Genomic DNA, 15868 nt, shown 5'->3' on the forward strand with positions numbered 1-15868 from the left:
CTTGCTTTGCTCGGCACCGGTCTGGTCGGGTTGGGTTTGATCCTGCGTCGCCGCCGCACCGTTTGACCCTGACCGATCACCCGACGTCGTCATCACAAAAAGGGAGGCCTTGACCTCCCTTTTTGCTGGGTGGCAGTTTCGGTTCTAGGGTGCGTGGCCGAGATTGACCGTGTTCGGATTGGTCACGGCGCCACCGATCGCCCCGACACCGGCACCGATCAAGGCACCCGTCGCCGCCGATCCACCCGTTGCCGCGCCGATAATGGCGCCGGTCCCCGCACCGATGGCGCCACCTGAAAGCGCCCGCGACCCCGGCGTATAGCCGCAGGCGGCGAGGCTGAAACAAACCGCGGCGAGAAGCAGCGGGGTCAGCAATCTGCGTTGGTTGATACGTGTCATGGCTTGTTCTCCTTATGCATCGGTTGGATACTCATCTTCTGTTTGCATGGCGGTTGCCGGAATATGTCGGCATTGTCACGCCGCAGGCCAAGGCACTGCCGTGCCATCACCGCGTGCCTCGACGATCGAAGTTTCACGCGTCATCTTGACTCTTCGCCCGGCTCACCGTCAGACCAATGCCGATATGCTGCAATCGTGCCGCTACGACCCTGCCGCACATCCTGTCGCCACCGGTTACTGCCTCGCGCAGCACGAAAGGATTTCATGTTTTCTCGGCTTCTCGGGCTCATGTCCGCCGACATGGCCATTGATTTGGGTACCGCCAACACGCTTGTCTATGTGAAGGGGCGCGGAATCGTGCTCGATGAACCGTCGGTCGTCGCGATCGCCGAAATCAAGGGGCGCAAGCAGGTCCTCGCAGTCGGTGAAGAAGCCAAGCACATGCTTGGCCGTACTCCCGGCAATATTCAGGCGATCCGCCCGCTACGCGACGGCGTCATCGCCGATTTCGAGGTTGCGGAGGAAATGATCAAGCATTTCATCCGCAAGGTGCATAATCGTCGCGGCTTCGCATCGCCCTTGATCATTGTGTGCGTCCCTTCGGGCTCCACCGCGGTCGAGCGCCGGGCGATCCAGGAATCCGCCGAGAGCGCCGGTGCGCGCAAAGTGCTGCTGATCGAGGAGCCGATGGCCGCCGCGATCGGTGCCGGACTGCCGGTGACCGAACCCTCCGGCTCCATGGTCGTCGATATCGGCGGTGGCACGACGGAGGTGGCGGTGATCTCGCTCGGCGGCATTGTCTATGCACGGTCGGTCCGGGTCGGCGGCGACAAGATGGATGAGGCGATCATTTCCTACATCCGGCGGAACCATAACCTGCTGATCGGCGAATCCTCGGCCGAGAAAATCAAATTGGAGATCGGTGCCGCGTGGTCTGATCCTTCCGCACCGGGCATCTGGCGCGAAGTGAAAGGGCGTGATCTGATCAATGGTGTACCGCGTGAGGTGCGGGTCAGCCAGGCGCAGATCGCCGAGAGCCTGGCCGAGCCGGTCAGCCAGATCGTGGAGACCGTGAAAGTCGCGCTGGAAAACACCCCGCCCGAACTCGCCGGCGACATCGTTGACAAGGGCATCGTGCTCACGGGCGGTGGTGCGCTGCTGCACCGGTTGGACGATGTGCTGCGCGAAGCGACAGGTTTGCCCGTCGTGGTGGCAGAGGATCCGCTGCAATGCGTCGCTCTGGGTACCGGCCGCGCGCTTGAGGAGTTGAAACGGCTGCGTACCGTACTTTCATCGATGTATTGACCTTTTTATCAATCCGCTCGGGGGACAGACCCATGGCGATCCGTAAAATACTGCTCCCGCTTGCCGGCGTTGCCTCTGCCCGCGCCGCACTGGCGACCGCCCTGCTGCTGTCGGAGCGCTGGCGGGCGCATCTGCACGCGTTGCACGTCCGTACTGACACCCGCGATGTCGCCCCTCTGGCCGGAGAGGGTCTATCGGGGGCGATGATCGAGGAAATGATGGTCAGTACCGAAAAGGAGGGCAACACCGAGGCTGCGGCCCTCAACGCGCTGTTCACTGCGGAAACCACTGCGCGCGGCATCGCTGTCGGTGCGCCGCTCCGCGCCGCCGATGGCGTGGTGCGGACCGCGACGGCCCGGTTCTCCTCGGTGGTCGGGCGCGAGGAGGAGTTGGTCGCCGGAGAAGCCCGGCTTTCAGACCTGATCGTGGTGCCGCATCCAAAATCGGCCGAAGAGGTCGCCTCGGCCGACGCTCTACATGCAGTTTTGTTCGACTCTGGCCGCCCTGCCCTGATCGCGCCGGTCGATGTCCCGACCGTGATCGGCTCCCGGATTGCGATTGCCTGGAACGGTACCGCCGAAAGTGCCTCTGCCGTGGCTTCTGTACTGCCTTGGTTGGGCGATGCCGACTCAGTCCGGATTTTCCACTCGCCGGATTACCAACGCCAGGGACCGGACGCCGCCAAACTGGCACAATTCCTTGACCTGCACGGCATCACCACCGATGCGACCGAGTTCCGCGCGATCGATCGAAATACCGGTGCCGGTCTACTCGCCGCCGTCACTGACCACGACGCCGATCTGTTGGCGATGGGAGCCTATTCGCATTCCCGCCTGCGCCAGCTGATTCTCGGCGGTGTTACACGCCATGTGCTCGAACACGCTAAACTTGCCGTGCTGATGAACCGCTAAGTGATGTACGGCGTCGAAGACGAAGCGACTAAAGCCGCGATCCGCACTTATGTGAAGTTGATGCGAGCGAGCCATGCGGTGAGCGCGCGCACCGCGCCGCGCTTGACCGCATTGGGCCTGACGCATACCCAGCTTGGTGTGCTCGAAGCGCTACTCCATCTCGGCCCGCTGACCCAACGTGATCTGTCGCGCAAAATCCTGACCAGCCCAGGCAATCTGACCGACGTGATCGATAAACTCGCCAAGCGTGATCTGGTCACCCGTGTCGCCTGTCCGGAAGATCGGCGGAGTGTCCGGGTCGTGCTGACCGAAGCAGGCACACAATTGATCCAGACTTTGTTTCCCGGCCATGCCCGTGACATTGCCGCCGCCATGGCCGGCGTCACCGGCGCCGATCTGGCGCTGCTCGACGATCTGCTTCGCCGCCTCGGACGTTTCGCCGCATCCGATTGAAATTTCTGATCCTGACTCCATATCGTTTGATATCGAATTATAATCGTTTTCAGGAACATGTCTCGGCATGTGCGCGAGACCTGTCTCTTTTGTAAAAATGAAGTCTTAGCCTTCCCTTGCCGTCCCCCCGCTTCTCTGAAGGAGACCTTCATGATCGAGTTACGCCCGTTCGACAGTATCGGCACTTTCCGCAACGAATGGCTGAACGCCCACCACCATTTCAGCTTCGGCAGCTATCACGATCGCGCGAGGATGGGGTGGGGGGCATTACGGGTCTGGAACGACGACGAGATTGCTCCCCACACGGGGTTTGACCCACATCCGCATCGCGACATGGAAATCATCACCTTTATTCGCCAGGGCGCGATCACCCATAAGGACAGTTTGGGCAACCAGGGCGTCACCTGGGCAGGCGACGTTCAGGTGATGCACGCCGGCACCGGCATCACCCACGCCGAATATAACGAGCAGGACGAACCTACCCGCCTCTTTCAGATCTGGATCACACCCGACCGCACCAGTGTTGCTCCTGGTTGGGCGAGCCGCGCGTTTCCGCGGGCCACCGGCTCAGGCCTGCACGTTCTGGCGGGCGGCCGTCCTGGTGATGCCGAAGCCGGTGCATTACCGCTCTATGCCGATGCGGCTATCCTTGCCGCCCGTCTTGCGCCCGGCCAGCGCGCCACCCACGAAATTGCGCCCGACCGCGCAGCTTATCTGGTGGCGCCGCAGGGTTGTTTCACGATCAATGGCATCTCGGCACAGGCCCGTGACGGGGTTGCAATCAGCAATGAGCGCGTGATCGTGATCGAGGCCGGGGCATCGGAAACCGAACTAGTCCTTGTCGATGTCCGCACATGAAACGAGTTTCATGGGGGCAACCTGCCCACGTTTAGAATCATCACTATATCGGAGCGTAGGCATTCGATCCGTTAAGCGAATAGTGTAGTGACGCGAAACGATTAATGCGATCGACCTCCATCGTCGTCTCTCGTTTTGCCCGACCGCGGCCCCAACGGCCGGCCAACTATAAAGGAAAGCATGTATGACATCGTTTATCGCACGACGCCGGCCGCATCGGATCGCGACGTTTTCGGCCGTGCTGCTCGCCGGGTCGTCCCTGGCCATCGTGGCGTTGCGGCCTGCCTTGGCCGACGACCAATCGCTCAATGCCACCGCGCAGGTGCAGCGCGACTATAAGCCGTTGCCGAGTTTCGCGCCTCTGGTCACTATCGTAAAGCCGGCCGTTGTGTCGGTCACGGTTCATCTGAAATTACAGACCGCCGATCAGAGCGGGCCACAGGGTCCGGAAGGTATGCCGTTTCCTTTCCCGTTCCCCCATCCGCAGCAGCCCCAAGCGGTCGAAGCCAAGGGATCGGGGTTCTTCATCAGCCCGAAAGGCTATCTGATCACCAACAACCATGTGGTGAAAAACGCTAAATCGGTGTTCGTCACCCTTTCGGATGGCGAACGCCTGGTGGCGAAAGTGGTTGGCACCGATCCCAGCACCGACCTCGCGGTTCTAAAGGTTACGCGCTCGAAGCCGTTTCCCTATCTGGAGCTCGGTGATTCCGCGAAAGTGACGCCCGGTCAATGGGTTATCGCGATCGGCAACCCGTTCGGCCTGGCTGAAACCGTCACCACCGGCGTGGTCTCTGCCCTCGGCCGCGACATCGGCGACGGCGAGTACGATAGTTTCATTCAGGTCGATGCACCGATCAACGAAGGCAATTCGGGCGGTCCGCTGCTCAACCAGAAGGGCCAGGTGATCGGTGTCAACACCGCCATCCTGACCCCGACCGGCGGCTCGGTCGGCATCGGTTTTTCGATACCGTCGGACATGGTCAAGCGGATCAGCTCTGAGTTGATCAAGCAGGGCCATGTCACCCGCGGCTTCATCGGTGTTCAGGTTCAGACTGTAACGCCGGAAATGGCGGCCGCGATGGGCCTCAAGAGTCATGATGGACGGTCAGACGGTGCGTTGGTTGCAGAAACCGTGCCGAACGGCCCGGCGGCTAAGGCTGGGCTGCAGCCAGGTGACGTCATTACCGCAGTCGATGGCAAGCCGGTTACCGACCCGCGCGACCTTGCCCTCGCAATTTCGGAGATCAAGCCTGACGATTCCGCAAAAGTTACCTATGAGCGTAACGGTCATGACAAAACCGCTGCGATAACGGTCGAGAAAATGCCGGCCAATGCCGAAGCCGCGTTCAATCAGGGGCCTGGCAGCAACGGTCAACCCGCCGCGAACAAGCCGGAGCTTGGCCTCACTTTGGCTCCGCTGACCGAATCCGATCGTCAGCAGCTCAATATGCCGATTTCAGCCAAGGGTGCTGTGGTCGCCCATGTCGTGCCAAACTCCCCGGCGGATGAAGCCGGGTTGCGCTCGGGCGATGTTGTCGTTGGTGTCGGCAGCGCTACTGTGACCGACCCCGATCAGGCGATCAGTGCGATCCATAAGGCCGAAGCTCAGAAGGCCAAGGCGATCGCACTCCGGGTGATGCGTGGCAACCAGGCGATTTTCGTTGCTGTGCCGCTACCTAAGCCCGACGACAAGAAGTGATCCGGAAACGGGGTTGTACCAATCCGGTCCAGCGGGAAAACATGCTCCCCGCTGACCGGGATTTGTAAGCGGTTCACATCATAAACGCCTCCGGCCCTTGCGGATCGGGGGCGTTTTCGGTCACAACCCGTCAAAATGACTTGTCGGAAGGGTTTGTCATGACGCTCGCGACCGCGCATCAAGGGGCCAACGCACCCGCATTACCGTCGGCTGACCTCGCCGCGCTCGAGGCCGAGAGCATCGAGATCATCCGTGAAACCGTGGCTGGATTTCGTCATCCGGTGATGTTGTATTCGATCGGCAAGGACAGTTCCGTGATGCTGCATCTGGCGATCAAGGCGTTCTACCCGGCCAAGCCGCCGTTCCCGCTTCTGCATGTCGACACCGGCTGGAAATTCCGCGAGATGATTGCGTTTCGCGATGCTACGGTCGCACGCCTCGGTCTTGATCTGATCGTGCGCACCAATGCCGAAGCCGCGGCGCGCGGGATTAACCCGTTCGACTACGGTGCCTCGACCTATACCCAGATTATGAAGACCGACACACTCAAGGCCGCGCTCGATGAACTCGGATTCGACGCCGCGTTTGGCGGCGCCCGCCGCGATGAGGAGAAATCCCGAGCCAAGGAACGGATTTTCTCGATCCGCTCTGTCGGTCACGGCTGGGATCCAAAGGCGCAGCGACCGGAACTCTGGTCCCTGTTCAATACCAGCCTCGCACCGGGACAGACGATGCGAGTGTTTCCGCTGTCAAACTGGACCGAAGCAGATATCTGGACCTATATCGCGCAGGAACGAATTCCCGTTGTACCTCTCTACTTTGCCCAACGCCGCCCCGTCGTCATACGCGGTGATCAGCTCATTATGGTCGATGACGCGCGCTTGCCGCTCGCGCCCGGCGAGCGCCCCGAACACCGCCTGGTGCGGTTTCGCACCCTCGGTTGCTACCCTCTGACCGCCGCTATTGAGTCGAATGCCACAACGCTCGATGCCGTGCTGGCGGAAATGCGTGCATCCCGGATGTCTGAGCGCCAGGGCCGTTTGATTGATCACGATGATTCCGCTGCAATGGAAAAAAAGAAACGTGAGGGATATTTCTGATGAACGACATGAGCGCCCAGGCGCCCCGCTCCCTATTGCGCCTGCTGACCTGCGGCTCGGTCGACGATGGGAAATCCACCCTGATCGGACGGCTATTGTTCGATACCGACAACATTCCCGACGATCAACGCGCGACGCTCGAACATGACTCCAAAAAATTCGGCACCGATGGGGCAAATATCGACTACGCCCTGCTGGTCGACGGTCTGGAGGCAGAGCGCGAACAGGGCATCACCATCGATGTCGCCTATCGCTTCATGGCGACGCAACACCGCAAGTTTATTATAGCCGACACGCCGGGTCATGAGCAGTACACCCGCAACATGGCGACCGGTGCCTCGACGGCGCAACTCGCAATCCTGCTGGTCGATGCCAGCCAAGGTCTGCTCACTCAGACCCGCCGCCACGCCTTCATCGCCGATTTGCTTGGCATTCGACACATCGTGCTTGCCATCAACAAGATCGACCTGGTCGGCTATGATCAGGGACGTTTCGATACAATTGCCGCAGAGTTCGCGGCGCTCGCGGCACGTTTCCATTTTGAGACAATCACCCCGATCCCGCTCTCTGCCCGTCACGGCGACAATGTGGTGCATCGTAGCGCCGCGATGGCATGGTATAAAGGTCCGACTTTGCTCGAACACCTTGAAATTATCGAACCGGCCGCCGGCCGCATGTCGCCGTTTCGGTTTCCGGTACAATGGGTTAATCGACCGGATGCTGGATTTCGCGGGTATGCCGGCACGATCGCCGGTGGATCAATCCGGCCCGGCGATCCGATCATCGTCGCCGCCTCCGGACGCACCAGCCACGTCGCACGCATCGTCACCGCCGATGGCGATCGCCGTGCAGCGAGCGAAGGCGAGGCCATCACTCTGACGCTGGTCGACGAACTTGACATCTCGCGGGGCGATATTCTGGCACCGCCCGCCGCCCGCCCAGACGTGGCGGATCAATTCGCTGCCGATCTGGTCTGGATGTCCGAAACGCCGTTGCTGCCCGGCCGTCCCTACACGCTTCGGATCGGCACCGCGACGGTCTCAGGTGTGGTTTCGAAAATCCGCCACAAAATCAATGTCAACAATTTCGACGAACTCGCCGCCGAGCAGTTGAACCTGAACGAAGTGGCTTTGGTTAACCTCGCTCTGGCCACCCCTGTCGCGTTCGATGCCTATCAGGACAATCGCCGTACGGGCGCCTTCATCCTGATTGACCGCGTCAGTCACGCAACCGTCGCTGCCGGCATGATTCGTCACGCGTTGCGCCGCGCCAGCAATATTCACACCCAATCCCTCACCGTCGACCGGGCTGCACGCACTGCCCGTAACAGACATCAACCAGCGATTCTCTGGTTCACTGGTCTGTCGGGCTCCGGCAAATCGACTATCGCCAATCTGCTGGAAACCAAATTGCATCTCCTGGGCGCCCACACCTACCTGCTGGACGGCGATAACATCCGCCACGGCCTCAACCGCGATCTCGGCTTTACCGATGCCGACCGAGTCGAAAACATCCGCCGCATCGGCGAAGTCGCCAAACTCTTCGCCGATGCTGGCATGATTGTCCTGGTCAGTTTCATCTCCCCGTTCCGAGCCGAACGCCGCATGGCCCGCGAACTGGTCGAACCCGGCCTGTTCCATGAGGTGTTTGTCGATACGCCCATCGCCGTATGCCGCGAGCGCGACCCTAAGGGATTGTATCGCAAGGCCGATGCCGGTCAGATCCGTAATTTCACGGGCATCGATAGTCCCTATGAACCGCCCGAAGCACCGGAGTTCCGACTCGACACCACAACATCCGATCCAGAAGCTCTGGCTGACAGCATGCTGTCATCTCTGCGCGAGACACTCGGTTTCGATCGATAAATTTCTACGGAAACTGGTTAAAATTCACAACCGCGGCACCTGCTCAACACTCGCATTCACCATTCTTGAGGATGTTTCGGCGGTTTGCGCGGCAGGGAATTGTCAGAAAATTTTACATGCGCGACGGCGGCGGCGACCATTTTTCTTGTAACAGTCTGAATTTAAATAACATTGTTTTTTGGCATGCAATTTGCTTATAAGATGTTAGGCGCTATTGCGCGCTGTATGGTTCCAAAAGCGGAACATCCTCTCGCTCATTTTTTGGAGTTCCGCATGCTTAACAAACTGGCCCTTATCGCCGGAGCCGCTTTTGTGGCTACCACTATTGGTGCTGCCACCGCCCAAGCCGATCCGTCAATGACGTTTGGAGTGACTGTCTGGACCGCCGCGACGCCGAACGCGCAGATCGGCGATGCAAACCAGCAAGCCCTCCCGACCAACACGATTATCGGGTCGAACAATCTGATGGCAACGGCAACGTATACCGGCATGCCGAACTGGTTCGACGGCACGCAAAGCAGCAATACATTTGCGGGATTCACCAATAATGGAGCGGGGTTCTCCGATATCACCTATTTCAACGGCGGCTCGGGAAATAGCGTTCTGAGCACATCGGGCTTCGGAAGCGTCGCACTATTCGAACTGACATTCACAACCAATCACGCGTTTTCCGGTACTGTCACCCATGACGACGGGTTCAGCCTGTACAATGCTGCTAACACGATGACCCTGGTGAACAGTTCCTATCCAACGACAGCCACACCAACCAATTTCAGCGTCACACCAGGCACCTATAATATTTGGTATCTTGAAGCGAACGGTGCCCCCGCTGCTCTACAATTTTCGAACGTGAACGTACCGGAGCCGGGGTCTTTCGCCCTTCTTGGCACTGGTCTTGTTGGTCTTGGCCTGCTGCTGCGTCGCAGAAAGCGTGCATAAAAAAGCCTGATGCCGTCTCATGCTCCCGGTTCGCCGGGAGCGTGTTTGATTGTTCGGTCTGGGGCCGATTGGTTAACCGAACCGAAATATTCAGCTGTTACGACTTTGTTGTGACGTCATCACAGTGATGTGAGCAATCAGCCCGTAGGTGGCCGATGCCATGATCACCTTTCGGAGATTATCATGTCGGCTCAACGTATCCGCCGTATAGCCGCCCTTGCCATAATCGGCTTGACACTGTCACCCTGCGGCTTCGCTGGCGAAAACCTCGTCACAAACGGGACCTTCGCAACCGGCAATTTCACCGATTGGACTATGACTACGATCGGCAACACTAATTCTGCTGCCGTCGTCATCGCGACCGATAATACTGCCCGACCATTTCCAAACGGCGCGTTCGGTGAAGCCATCCCGAACGACACGCTCAACATCGGTAGCCCAAACACAAGTAGTGGTTATGCGGCCTATTTTTCAACCGACTACGGCACACAGATACTGTCACAGACGATCGCCCTTGGCGTTGGCACCTACAGCATCGGCTATGATGTCTATGTTCCCTACAATGGATATATCAATCCCTACGACGCCTCGTTTTCCGCCAGCATTCCCGGCACAGATCTGATCGCGCAGACAACAGTCGGTACAATTGGTATGACCGAGGGAATTGATCGATGGCTCACCGTTGCGTCTGTTGCTACAATTGCCAGCGCTGGTAACTATACGTTAGAATTTGCATTTAGCGGCGCCGGGTATGCTGCCAAAGATATCCTGGTTGATCGGGTGTTCGTCGTGAAAGGCGACGCTCTTGTGCCTGAGCCCGGCTCGTTGATTCTGCTCGTGACCGCCGTTTGTGCTCTGGGGCTGATGCTTGTTCGCCGCCGCCGTGCCTAGAGCGTGATGCTTTCAGCTTAACGCTCTAGCTCTATGTTTTTTCGAGCGATTTCATGCGATTATGTTGCCGCTGTCGCGTCAACTTAATCGCATATCGCTCTAGTCTCGCCAAATGACCGCTGCACGATTGACGATGTCACAGGCAGATACTAGCCAAGCATAATGAATGCAACGTCACCGCTTAACCTCCGTGCCGTCAACCTTGGTGATACAGCCGCCAAATGCGCTATTCGTGATAGGCTCGGTGAGCGTTACGGCACCTTGGGAGTGCCATTCGCCGGCGACGCCACCGGATCGGCTAATCGCAATAGACTGAATGCAAACGATCACATAATTATCGCCGCAACGTCGGATACGGTCACCGGTTCGGCCTCCCTGCGCTGCCTGACGGGCCATCGTGACCACGCCGCAAGCTTCGGTGTCATGGAGGCTGATGTCTGGCAGCGCAAAGGGGGTGGTACCGCATTGGTGGCCGCATTGATCGATCTGGCGGATATTTGGCTTGGCCTTCGGCGAAACAAGCTGAACATGTTTGCCGACAATCGGCCCAACACCGCATTTTATCGAAAATTCGGTCTCGTCCCCAAAACCCAACTAACGGCTTACGCCCTGCGCGACGACGCACTGAGCGTCGCATTGTTGACGGCGTGGTTGTAGGTGTAGGTTCGGATCGTGTCACACAATAGCTTTGGTCATCTGTTCCGAGTTACGACCTGGGGAGAAAGCCATGGACCAGCGATCGGCTGCGTCATTGATGGTGTGCCACCCCGCATCGCTTTGTCGGAAGCCGACATTCAACCGTATCTCGACCGACGCCGTCCTGGTCAGTCGCGGTTCACCACACAACGCCGCGAACCTGATACGGTCAAAATCCTGTCTGGAGTTTATCAGGGGTTGACCACCGGCACACCAATCGCACTAACGATTGAAAACACCGATCAGCGCAGCAAGGATTACGCCAATATCGCCGACCGCTTCCGCCCTGGTCATGCTGATATTACCTATTATTGGAAATACGGCATCCGTGATCCGCGTGGCGGCGGCCGGTCATCGGCTCGCGAAACCGCTATGCGGGTGGCTGCCGGGGCCGTTGCCCGCAGGATTCTGGGCGATGCCATTACCATTCGCGGCGCTCTGGTACAGATGGGATCACATCGGATCGATCGCAGCCGCTATGACGATTTCGAGATCGACCGAAACGATTTCTTCTGCCCCGACGCGGTTGCCGCCATTCAATGGGAGAGTGAGCTCGATGCCATTCGCAAATCCGGCTCCTCCGTCGGGGCCGTCATAGAAATAGTTGCGGTCGGCGTCCCACCCGGTCTCGGCGCGCCGGTTTATGCGAAACTCGATGCCGATCTCGCGGCGGCGATGATGGGCATCAATGCGGTCAAAGCAGTGGAAATCGGTGACGGCTTTGCCGCTGCCACTTTGCGTGGCGAGGATAATGCCGACGAGATGCGCATGAACCCCGATGGAACCGTTCGCTTCCTTTCCAACCATGCTGGCGGTGTACTTGGCGGTATCGCAACTGGCCAACCCATTATCGTGCGCTTCGCCGTCAAACCGACCAGTTCGATCCTGACCGAGGTTGCAAGCGTCGATGCCGACGGAACCGATATCAAAATCCAGACAAAAGGTCGCCACGATCCTTGTGTCGGCATCCGGGCGGTACCCGTCGGCGAAGCCATGATGGCCTGCGTCCTTGCCGATCATTGGCTGCGTCATCGTGCGCAATGTGGTGAACCCATGCCGGCGGTCTTGCCGATCACGAAAATGTGATAACCGTTTGTTCATCAGCACTGTAGTATGCGGTAATCATGAATATAACCTCGTCGGCTCAGCGTAGTAAGCAGATCAAAGCGGTTGTTACGATGGCCGGCCGAAAATTATGGGCCGAACGAATCGCGGAACTTCGTGCCAAAGTCGCCACCGCGGCGCGTTATGGTAAATTCGTAGGTGTTCGCCATGCAGCCGAGTTCGCAGCTGAAAAAGCCCGACTCGGACTGGATTTGTCCCCAATTGAGACTACTCTGGCTGATCGCGTGGCCGGTCTTGCTCGTCTCGACGCAGTGCTGAGTGTATCGGGCAAGGCTCGTCTGCATTCCGCCGTCGCTGACAGCTTGGCGGGTGACGCCAATCTGATGCCACTGCTTCACCTGCATCGAACGGCATCACTGCATCAGGCGCTGGGGTTCACTGTGCACTACGCCGGCCTTGAAGACGGCGCGGTCTACGATCTTTTAATAGATCGCGATGGCACTACGGCTGAAATTGCCTGCGATACACTTTCTGCTGAGGAAGGCAGACTGGTTCACCGGGCTGCTTGGATGCGACTGATGGATCAGATCGACCCCGATCTGCAGACCTGGCTGTCCGCCCATCCCGGCAGGTACCTCCTGAAAATGACCTTGCCTCAGGGCTTGCGCGATGCCGCTTCGGCGGACGGCACCAATGCTCTTGCCACACTGCACAAGCGCATCAATACCATGCTCTCTAGTTCCAAACGTTCGGATCATGATGAAGCGGCGGTACTGCGGCTTGATCCTCTGATGCTCGCGGCGGCACAAGCCAGCGAAAACGGTCTTATGAACCGTCTCCGGAACGAGTTCGGCCCGGAAGCCAATCTGGCGGTCACCGGGGGCGGTAATGGTATTTTGGTCTTAGCGGCACGCGCTGGCAGTGAAAATGAGGTGGCGGTCGCAATGCGCACCCGTCTCGCTGCCCTTGCCCCCACGCGACTCAGCGGAAGCCGACCAGGTATTCTTGCCATGTTCATTGAAGATACCGACCGTCTTGAGTGGTCCCTTTTACGCGATCAACTCACGCTTGAGGGCGAGGCAAGGCAATTTTTGACGTTTCCGGAGGCGCGGGTCGTTGTCGCAGTTACCTGCGCGTCGCGATTCGAACTTTATGGGCCGCTGGGAGCCGATAGTGCGATGCGTTTCCGCAATCCGACTCATCCAGCCGCAAAAAACCCGACACTCGCTCCGGCAGTTTTGTCAACCGTTTAAGTCAGCCGCAGAGCATCGCACAACGACGCCGTGGCGTCCCTCGCTCGGTAGGCACATCGCGGCAACAGTGGCTGCCATGGCGTCGTAGGGCGGCAACTCTCCCGCCTCGGTTCCCTCCGCAAGCCATAATTCCGCGACAGGATCGAACAGATTGACTCGAAGGTCCGTCCGTATCAGTTCAGCGGCCCATGCAAGGACCAATCCTTGTCGCGCTGCCATGCTGGCGCCGGCCAATGCCCAATATGGCCGCGGAGTGGACGCGACTTCATGGGTCAACACCACCACCCGGCCATGCCCTGCAGCGCGCAACAGAGGTTCGGTCGAACGGATCAACCGCCAAGTCGCAGCTACGTTGATCCCGAACGCCCGATCCCAATCCGCTTGATCGATCTGGCTCGTTGCCGTGAGTTGCCCGATCGCTCCGGCGGCATGCACCATGATATCTAATCGACCAAACCGTTGATAAAGGCTGGCGCCGATCTGATCCGTCACGTCGGCCCGGATCAGATCAGCCGGCAGCAGAGTCGCCTCTCCGCCCGCGGCACGAATCGCGTCATCAGTCACGGTGAGACCGAGATCATCACGGGCTGCGATCACCACATGAGCCCCCATCCGCGCCAAAGCGATCGCGGTCGCCGCCCCTACACCGCGGCTTGCACCGGTTACCAGCGCCAACCGTCCTTCCAGTATTCGTTCCACGGCACCGCTCATAATTCGATTATGGTTCAGGGCATCGTAATGAACAAGCCAATCGTCAATGCCAATCCGATCGCCACGACTCCCGCCCGCAACACTGTTTCGTTGATCCGGCGCAACATGAAAACGCCAAGCAGCCCGCCTGCAATCGCCGCCACGGCGACATACGCGACCAAATCCCAAGCTACCCGCGCCTCAGTTAGAAACACCGCAACGGCAGAGGCGTTCATGACTCCGGCCAATACGTTCTTGGTTGCTCCGGCATGACGAACCGCCACACCGGCAGCCGTTAGCGCCGCGAGCATCAGAATACCGATCCCGCCACCAAAGTACCCGCCGTAAATCGAGATCATAAATTGTACGATAATCGCAGACCGCCTACCTAACCGCGCAGTAGCCCCCTCCCTCGTGGAACGACGCACGAAACTGCCCCAGGCGAACACGATCGTTGCAAATAGAACCAAGAACGGCACCATCCGGGCGAATACGCCGGGCGGCGTAACCAGTAACAAGACCGCTCCGAGAGCACCACCAACGAGGCTGATTCCGAACAGCCCACCAAATCCGAGCCCAGCCGCACCCATAACAAGGTTTCGTCCGGCCAATCCGGTTGTGACCTGACCCGGAAACAATGCAATGGTCGAGGTAATATTCGCGGCGCGGGGATCCAGCCCGGCGAATAGAAGGGCCGGAAACGTCAGAAACGAGCCGCCACCCGCCAACGCATTCTGCGCGCCGGCGGCAAAGGACACGACCACCAAGACAAGATCACGCCAGTTCATTCAGTTGGCGCCACATGCAATTCGATCCCTAATGATGTGATCAGATCATTGATTGCCGGTGGCGGCGGTACATCGGTATACAATGAGGCGATCTGAGCGAGCGTCCCTACGCGCATCAGTGCCGGCCGGCCAAATTTCGAATGATCGGTCACCAGCAAGACCCGGCGAGCGTTGCGAATAATCGCCTGGGAACAGATCACCTCATCCATATCGTAGTCATATAATCCGCCATCGGCATCGATTCCCGAAATCCCGATGATCCCGATGTCGGCACGAAACTGATCAAGCATATCACGTGTTGCCTGACCAGTAATGCCGCCATCGCGGTTGCGCACCATACCGCCAGTCACCACGATACGGAAGTCGCTGTTCTCACTCATGATGCGTGCAACATTGAGATTGTTCGTTATCACCCGCAAATGCTGATGTCCCAACAGAGCGCGCGCCACCTGTTCAGTGGTGGTTCCGATGTTGATGAACAACGAAGCATGTTCGGGAACATCCGCAGCGACCATTGCCGCGATCCTCTGCTTGGCGGCCAAATTGACCACTTTGCGCCGCGCGTACTCCATGTTTTCAATGCTCGATGGCAAACCTGCTCCACCGCGATACCGGCTGATGCGCCCCTCCGCAGCAAGAGTATTCAAATCGCGCCGGATGGTTTGGACCGTCACGTCGAAATGCTGGGCCAACGCATCGATTGTCTGAAATCCACGCGTTCCGACCAGAGCGACGATCTCGGTCAGCCGGTTGATGCTAGCTGGATGATCTGACAGATGAAACTCCTAAAAAGATGACAAAATCACAGATCCGACTTTGTAATTCATGCATCTTGGGTAACAACTTGGCAAACCAGACCGAACGAAAACGGTCGGGCTGGCCGTAGCGCCAAACCCGACCTCATCGCACAGCGGTGCCATGCGACATACATCACCTCAGTGTCCATCAATAAA

The 15868-nt window shown here is 58.8% G+C and carries 16 protein-coding genes; 12 read left to right on the forward strand and 4 right to left on the reverse strand.

Going from position 1 to position 15868, the window contains the following annotated elements; all coding sequences use genetic code 11:
• Window positions 1-144 precede the first annotated feature (144 nt).
• Window positions 145-399: a YMGG-like glycine zipper-containing protein gene (locus ACP5E6_RS11845; protein ID WP_427954444.1), complete on the reverse strand. Its 255-nt coding sequence runs from the start codon at window positions 397-399 to the stop codon at window positions 145-147.
• Window positions 400-663: 264 nt separating this feature from the next.
• Here ACP5E6_RS11845 and ACP5E6_RS11850 point away from each other — a divergent pair, with 264 nt between their 5' ends.
• The 12 genes from ACP5E6_RS11850 to ACP5E6_RS11905 all read left to right on the forward strand — a co-directional run bounded on the left by ACP5E6_RS11850 (window position 664) and on the right by ACP5E6_RS11905 (window position 13437).
• Entirely contained in the window at window positions 664-1704 is a 1041-nt protein-coding gene (locus tag ACP5E6_RS11850; protein WP_427954445.1) for a rod shape-determining protein, read from the forward strand.
• A gap of 32 nt (window positions 1705-1736) precedes the next feature.
• Window positions 1737-2615 (forward strand): universal stress protein, encoded by an 879-nt coding sequence (locus tag ACP5E6_RS11855; protein ID WP_427954446.1) that lies wholly within the window; start codon window positions 1737-1739, stop codon window positions 2613-2615.
• A 3-nt stretch (window positions 2616-2618) separates the two neighbouring features.
• On the forward strand, window positions 2619-3068 hold the full coding sequence (locus ACP5E6_RS11860; protein WP_427954447.1) for a MarR family winged helix-turn-helix transcriptional regulator: 450 nt from the start codon (window positions 2619-2621) through the stop codon (window positions 3066-3068).
• A 150-nt stretch (window positions 3069-3218) separates the two neighbouring features.
• On the forward strand, window positions 3219-3926 hold the full coding sequence (locus ACP5E6_RS11865) for a pirin family protein (RefSeq protein WP_427954448.1): 708 nt from the start codon (window positions 3219-3221) through the stop codon (window positions 3924-3926).
• A gap of 184 nt (window positions 3927-4110) precedes the next feature.
• Entirely contained in the window at window positions 4111-5628 is a 1518-nt protein-coding gene (locus tag ACP5E6_RS11870) for a Do family serine endopeptidase (RefSeq protein WP_427954449.1), read from the forward strand.
• A gap of 158 nt (window positions 5629-5786) precedes the next feature.
• Window positions 5787-6728 carry a sulfate adenylyltransferase subunit CysD gene (gene cysD, locus ACP5E6_RS11875; protein ID WP_427954450.1) on the forward strand — a complete coding sequence of 314 codons (942 nt, stop codon included), beginning with the start codon at window positions 5787-5789 and terminating at the stop codon, window positions 6726-6728.
• Complete coding sequence (gene cysN / locus ACP5E6_RS11880; protein ID WP_427954451.1) at window positions 6728-8593, forward strand: sulfate adenylyltransferase subunit CysN; 1866 nt, start codon at window positions 6728-6730, stop codon at window positions 8591-8593. The genes cysD and cysN overlap by 1 nt, the downstream gene beginning before the upstream one ends.
• A 273-nt stretch (window positions 8594-8866) precedes the next feature.
• Complete coding sequence (locus ACP5E6_RS11885) at window positions 8867-9532, forward strand: PEP-CTERM sorting domain-containing protein (RefSeq protein ID WP_427954452.1); 666 nt, start codon at window positions 8867-8869, stop codon at window positions 9530-9532.
• Between the two features lie 183 nt (window positions 9533-9715).
• On the forward strand, window positions 9716-10423 hold the full coding sequence (locus ACP5E6_RS11890) for a PEP-CTERM sorting domain-containing protein (protein WP_427954453.1): 708 nt from the start codon (window positions 9716-9718) through the stop codon (window positions 10421-10423).
• A 162-nt stretch (window positions 10424-10585) separates the two neighbouring features.
• On the forward strand, window positions 10586-11080 hold the full coding sequence (locus tag ACP5E6_RS11895) for a GNAT family N-acetyltransferase (RefSeq protein WP_427954454.1): 495 nt from the start codon (window positions 10586-10588) through the stop codon (window positions 11078-11080).
• A 15-nt stretch (window positions 11081-11095) separates the two neighbouring features.
• Complete coding sequence (aroC, locus tag ACP5E6_RS11900; RefSeq protein WP_427954455.1) at window positions 11096-12205, forward strand: chorismate synthase; 1110 nt, start codon at window positions 11096-11098, stop codon at window positions 12203-12205.
• Between the two features lie 38 nt (window positions 12206-12243).
• On the forward strand, window positions 12244-13437 hold the full coding sequence (locus tag ACP5E6_RS11905) for a hypothetical protein (protein ID WP_427954456.1): 1194 nt from the start codon (window positions 12244-12246) through the stop codon (window positions 13435-13437).
• Here the strand turns inward: ACP5E6_RS11905 and ACP5E6_RS11910 are convergent.
• The 3 genes from ACP5E6_RS11910 to ACP5E6_RS11920 are packed head-to-tail and all read right to left on the reverse strand — an operon-like array spanning window position 13426 to window position 15691.
• Complete coding sequence (locus ACP5E6_RS11910) at window positions 13426-14136, reverse strand: SDR family NAD(P)-dependent oxidoreductase (RefSeq protein ID WP_427954457.1); 711 nt, start codon at window positions 14134-14136, stop codon at window positions 13426-13428. The two genes, ACP5E6_RS11905 and ACP5E6_RS11910, sit on opposite strands and share 12 nt — an antisense overlap.
• A gap of 26 nt (window positions 14137-14162) precedes the next feature.
• Window positions 14163-14915 (reverse strand): sulfite exporter TauE/SafE family protein, encoded by a 753-nt coding sequence (locus ACP5E6_RS11915; protein WP_427954458.1) that lies wholly within the window; start codon window positions 14913-14915, stop codon window positions 14163-14165.
• A complete protein-coding gene (locus tag ACP5E6_RS11920) occupies window positions 14912-15691 on the reverse strand; it encodes a DeoR/GlpR family DNA-binding transcription regulator (RefSeq protein ID WP_427954459.1) in 780 nt (259 codons plus the stop codon). The genes ACP5E6_RS11915 and ACP5E6_RS11920 overlap by 4 nt, the downstream gene beginning before the upstream one ends.
• Window positions 15692-15868: the final 177 nt, after the last annotated feature.

It is taken from the genome of Acidiphilium sp. (assembly GCF_049977125.1).
Classification (GTDB): domain Bacteria; phylum Pseudomonadota; class Alphaproteobacteria; order Acetobacterales; family Acetobacteraceae; genus Acidiphilium.

Bases quoted from the DNA above. Each gene is read 5' to 3' on its own strand.
- ACP5E6_RS11845 (WP_427954444.1), bottom strand. From the start codon at position 399: ATGACACGTATCAACCAACGCAGATTGCTGACCCCGCTGCTTCTCGCC.
- ACP5E6_RS11895 (WP_427954454.1), top strand. From the start codon at position 10,586: ATGAATGCAACGTCACCGCTTAACCTCCGTGCCGTCAACCTTGGTGAT.
- ACP5E6_RS11855 (WP_427954446.1), top strand. From the start codon at position 1,737: ATGGCGATCCGTAAAATACTGCTCCCGCTTGCCGGCGTTGCCTCTGCC.
- ACP5E6_RS11915 (WP_427954458.1), bottom strand. From the start codon at position 14,915: ATGAACTGGCGTGATCTTGTCTTGGTGGTCGTGTCCTTTGCCGCCGGC.
- ACP5E6_RS11885 (WP_427954452.1), top strand. From the start codon at position 8,867: ATGCTTAACAAACTGGCCCTTATCGCCGGAGCCGCTTTTGTGGCTACC.
- ACP5E6_RS11890 (WP_427954453.1), top strand. From the start codon at position 9,716: ATGTCGGCTCAACGTATCCGCCGTATAGCCGCCCTTGCCATAATCGGC.
- ACP5E6_RS11905 (WP_427954456.1), top strand. From the start codon at position 12,244: ATGAATATAACCTCGTCGGCTCAGCGTAGTAAGCAGATCAAAGCGGTT.
- ACP5E6_RS11870 (WP_427954449.1), top strand. From the start codon at position 4,111: ATGACATCGTTTATCGCACGACGCCGGCCGCATCGGATCGCGACGTTT.
- ACP5E6_RS11850 (WP_427954445.1), top strand. From the start codon at position 664: ATGTTTTCTCGGCTTCTCGGGCTCATGTCCGCCGACATGGCCATTGAT.
- cysN (WP_427954451.1), top strand. From the start codon at position 6,728: ATGAACGACATGAGCGCCCAGGCGCCCCGCTCCCTATTGCGCCTGCTG.
- ACP5E6_RS11860 (WP_427954447.1), top strand. From the start codon at position 2,619: ATGTACGGCGTCGAAGACGAAGCGACTAAAGCCGCGATCCGCACTTAT.
- ACP5E6_RS11865 (WP_427954448.1), top strand. From the start codon at position 3,219: ATGATCGAGTTACGCCCGTTCGACAGTATCGGCACTTTCCGCAACGAA.
- cysD (WP_427954450.1), top strand. From the start codon at position 5,787: ATGACGCTCGCGACCGCGCATCAAGGGGCCAACGCACCCGCATTACCG.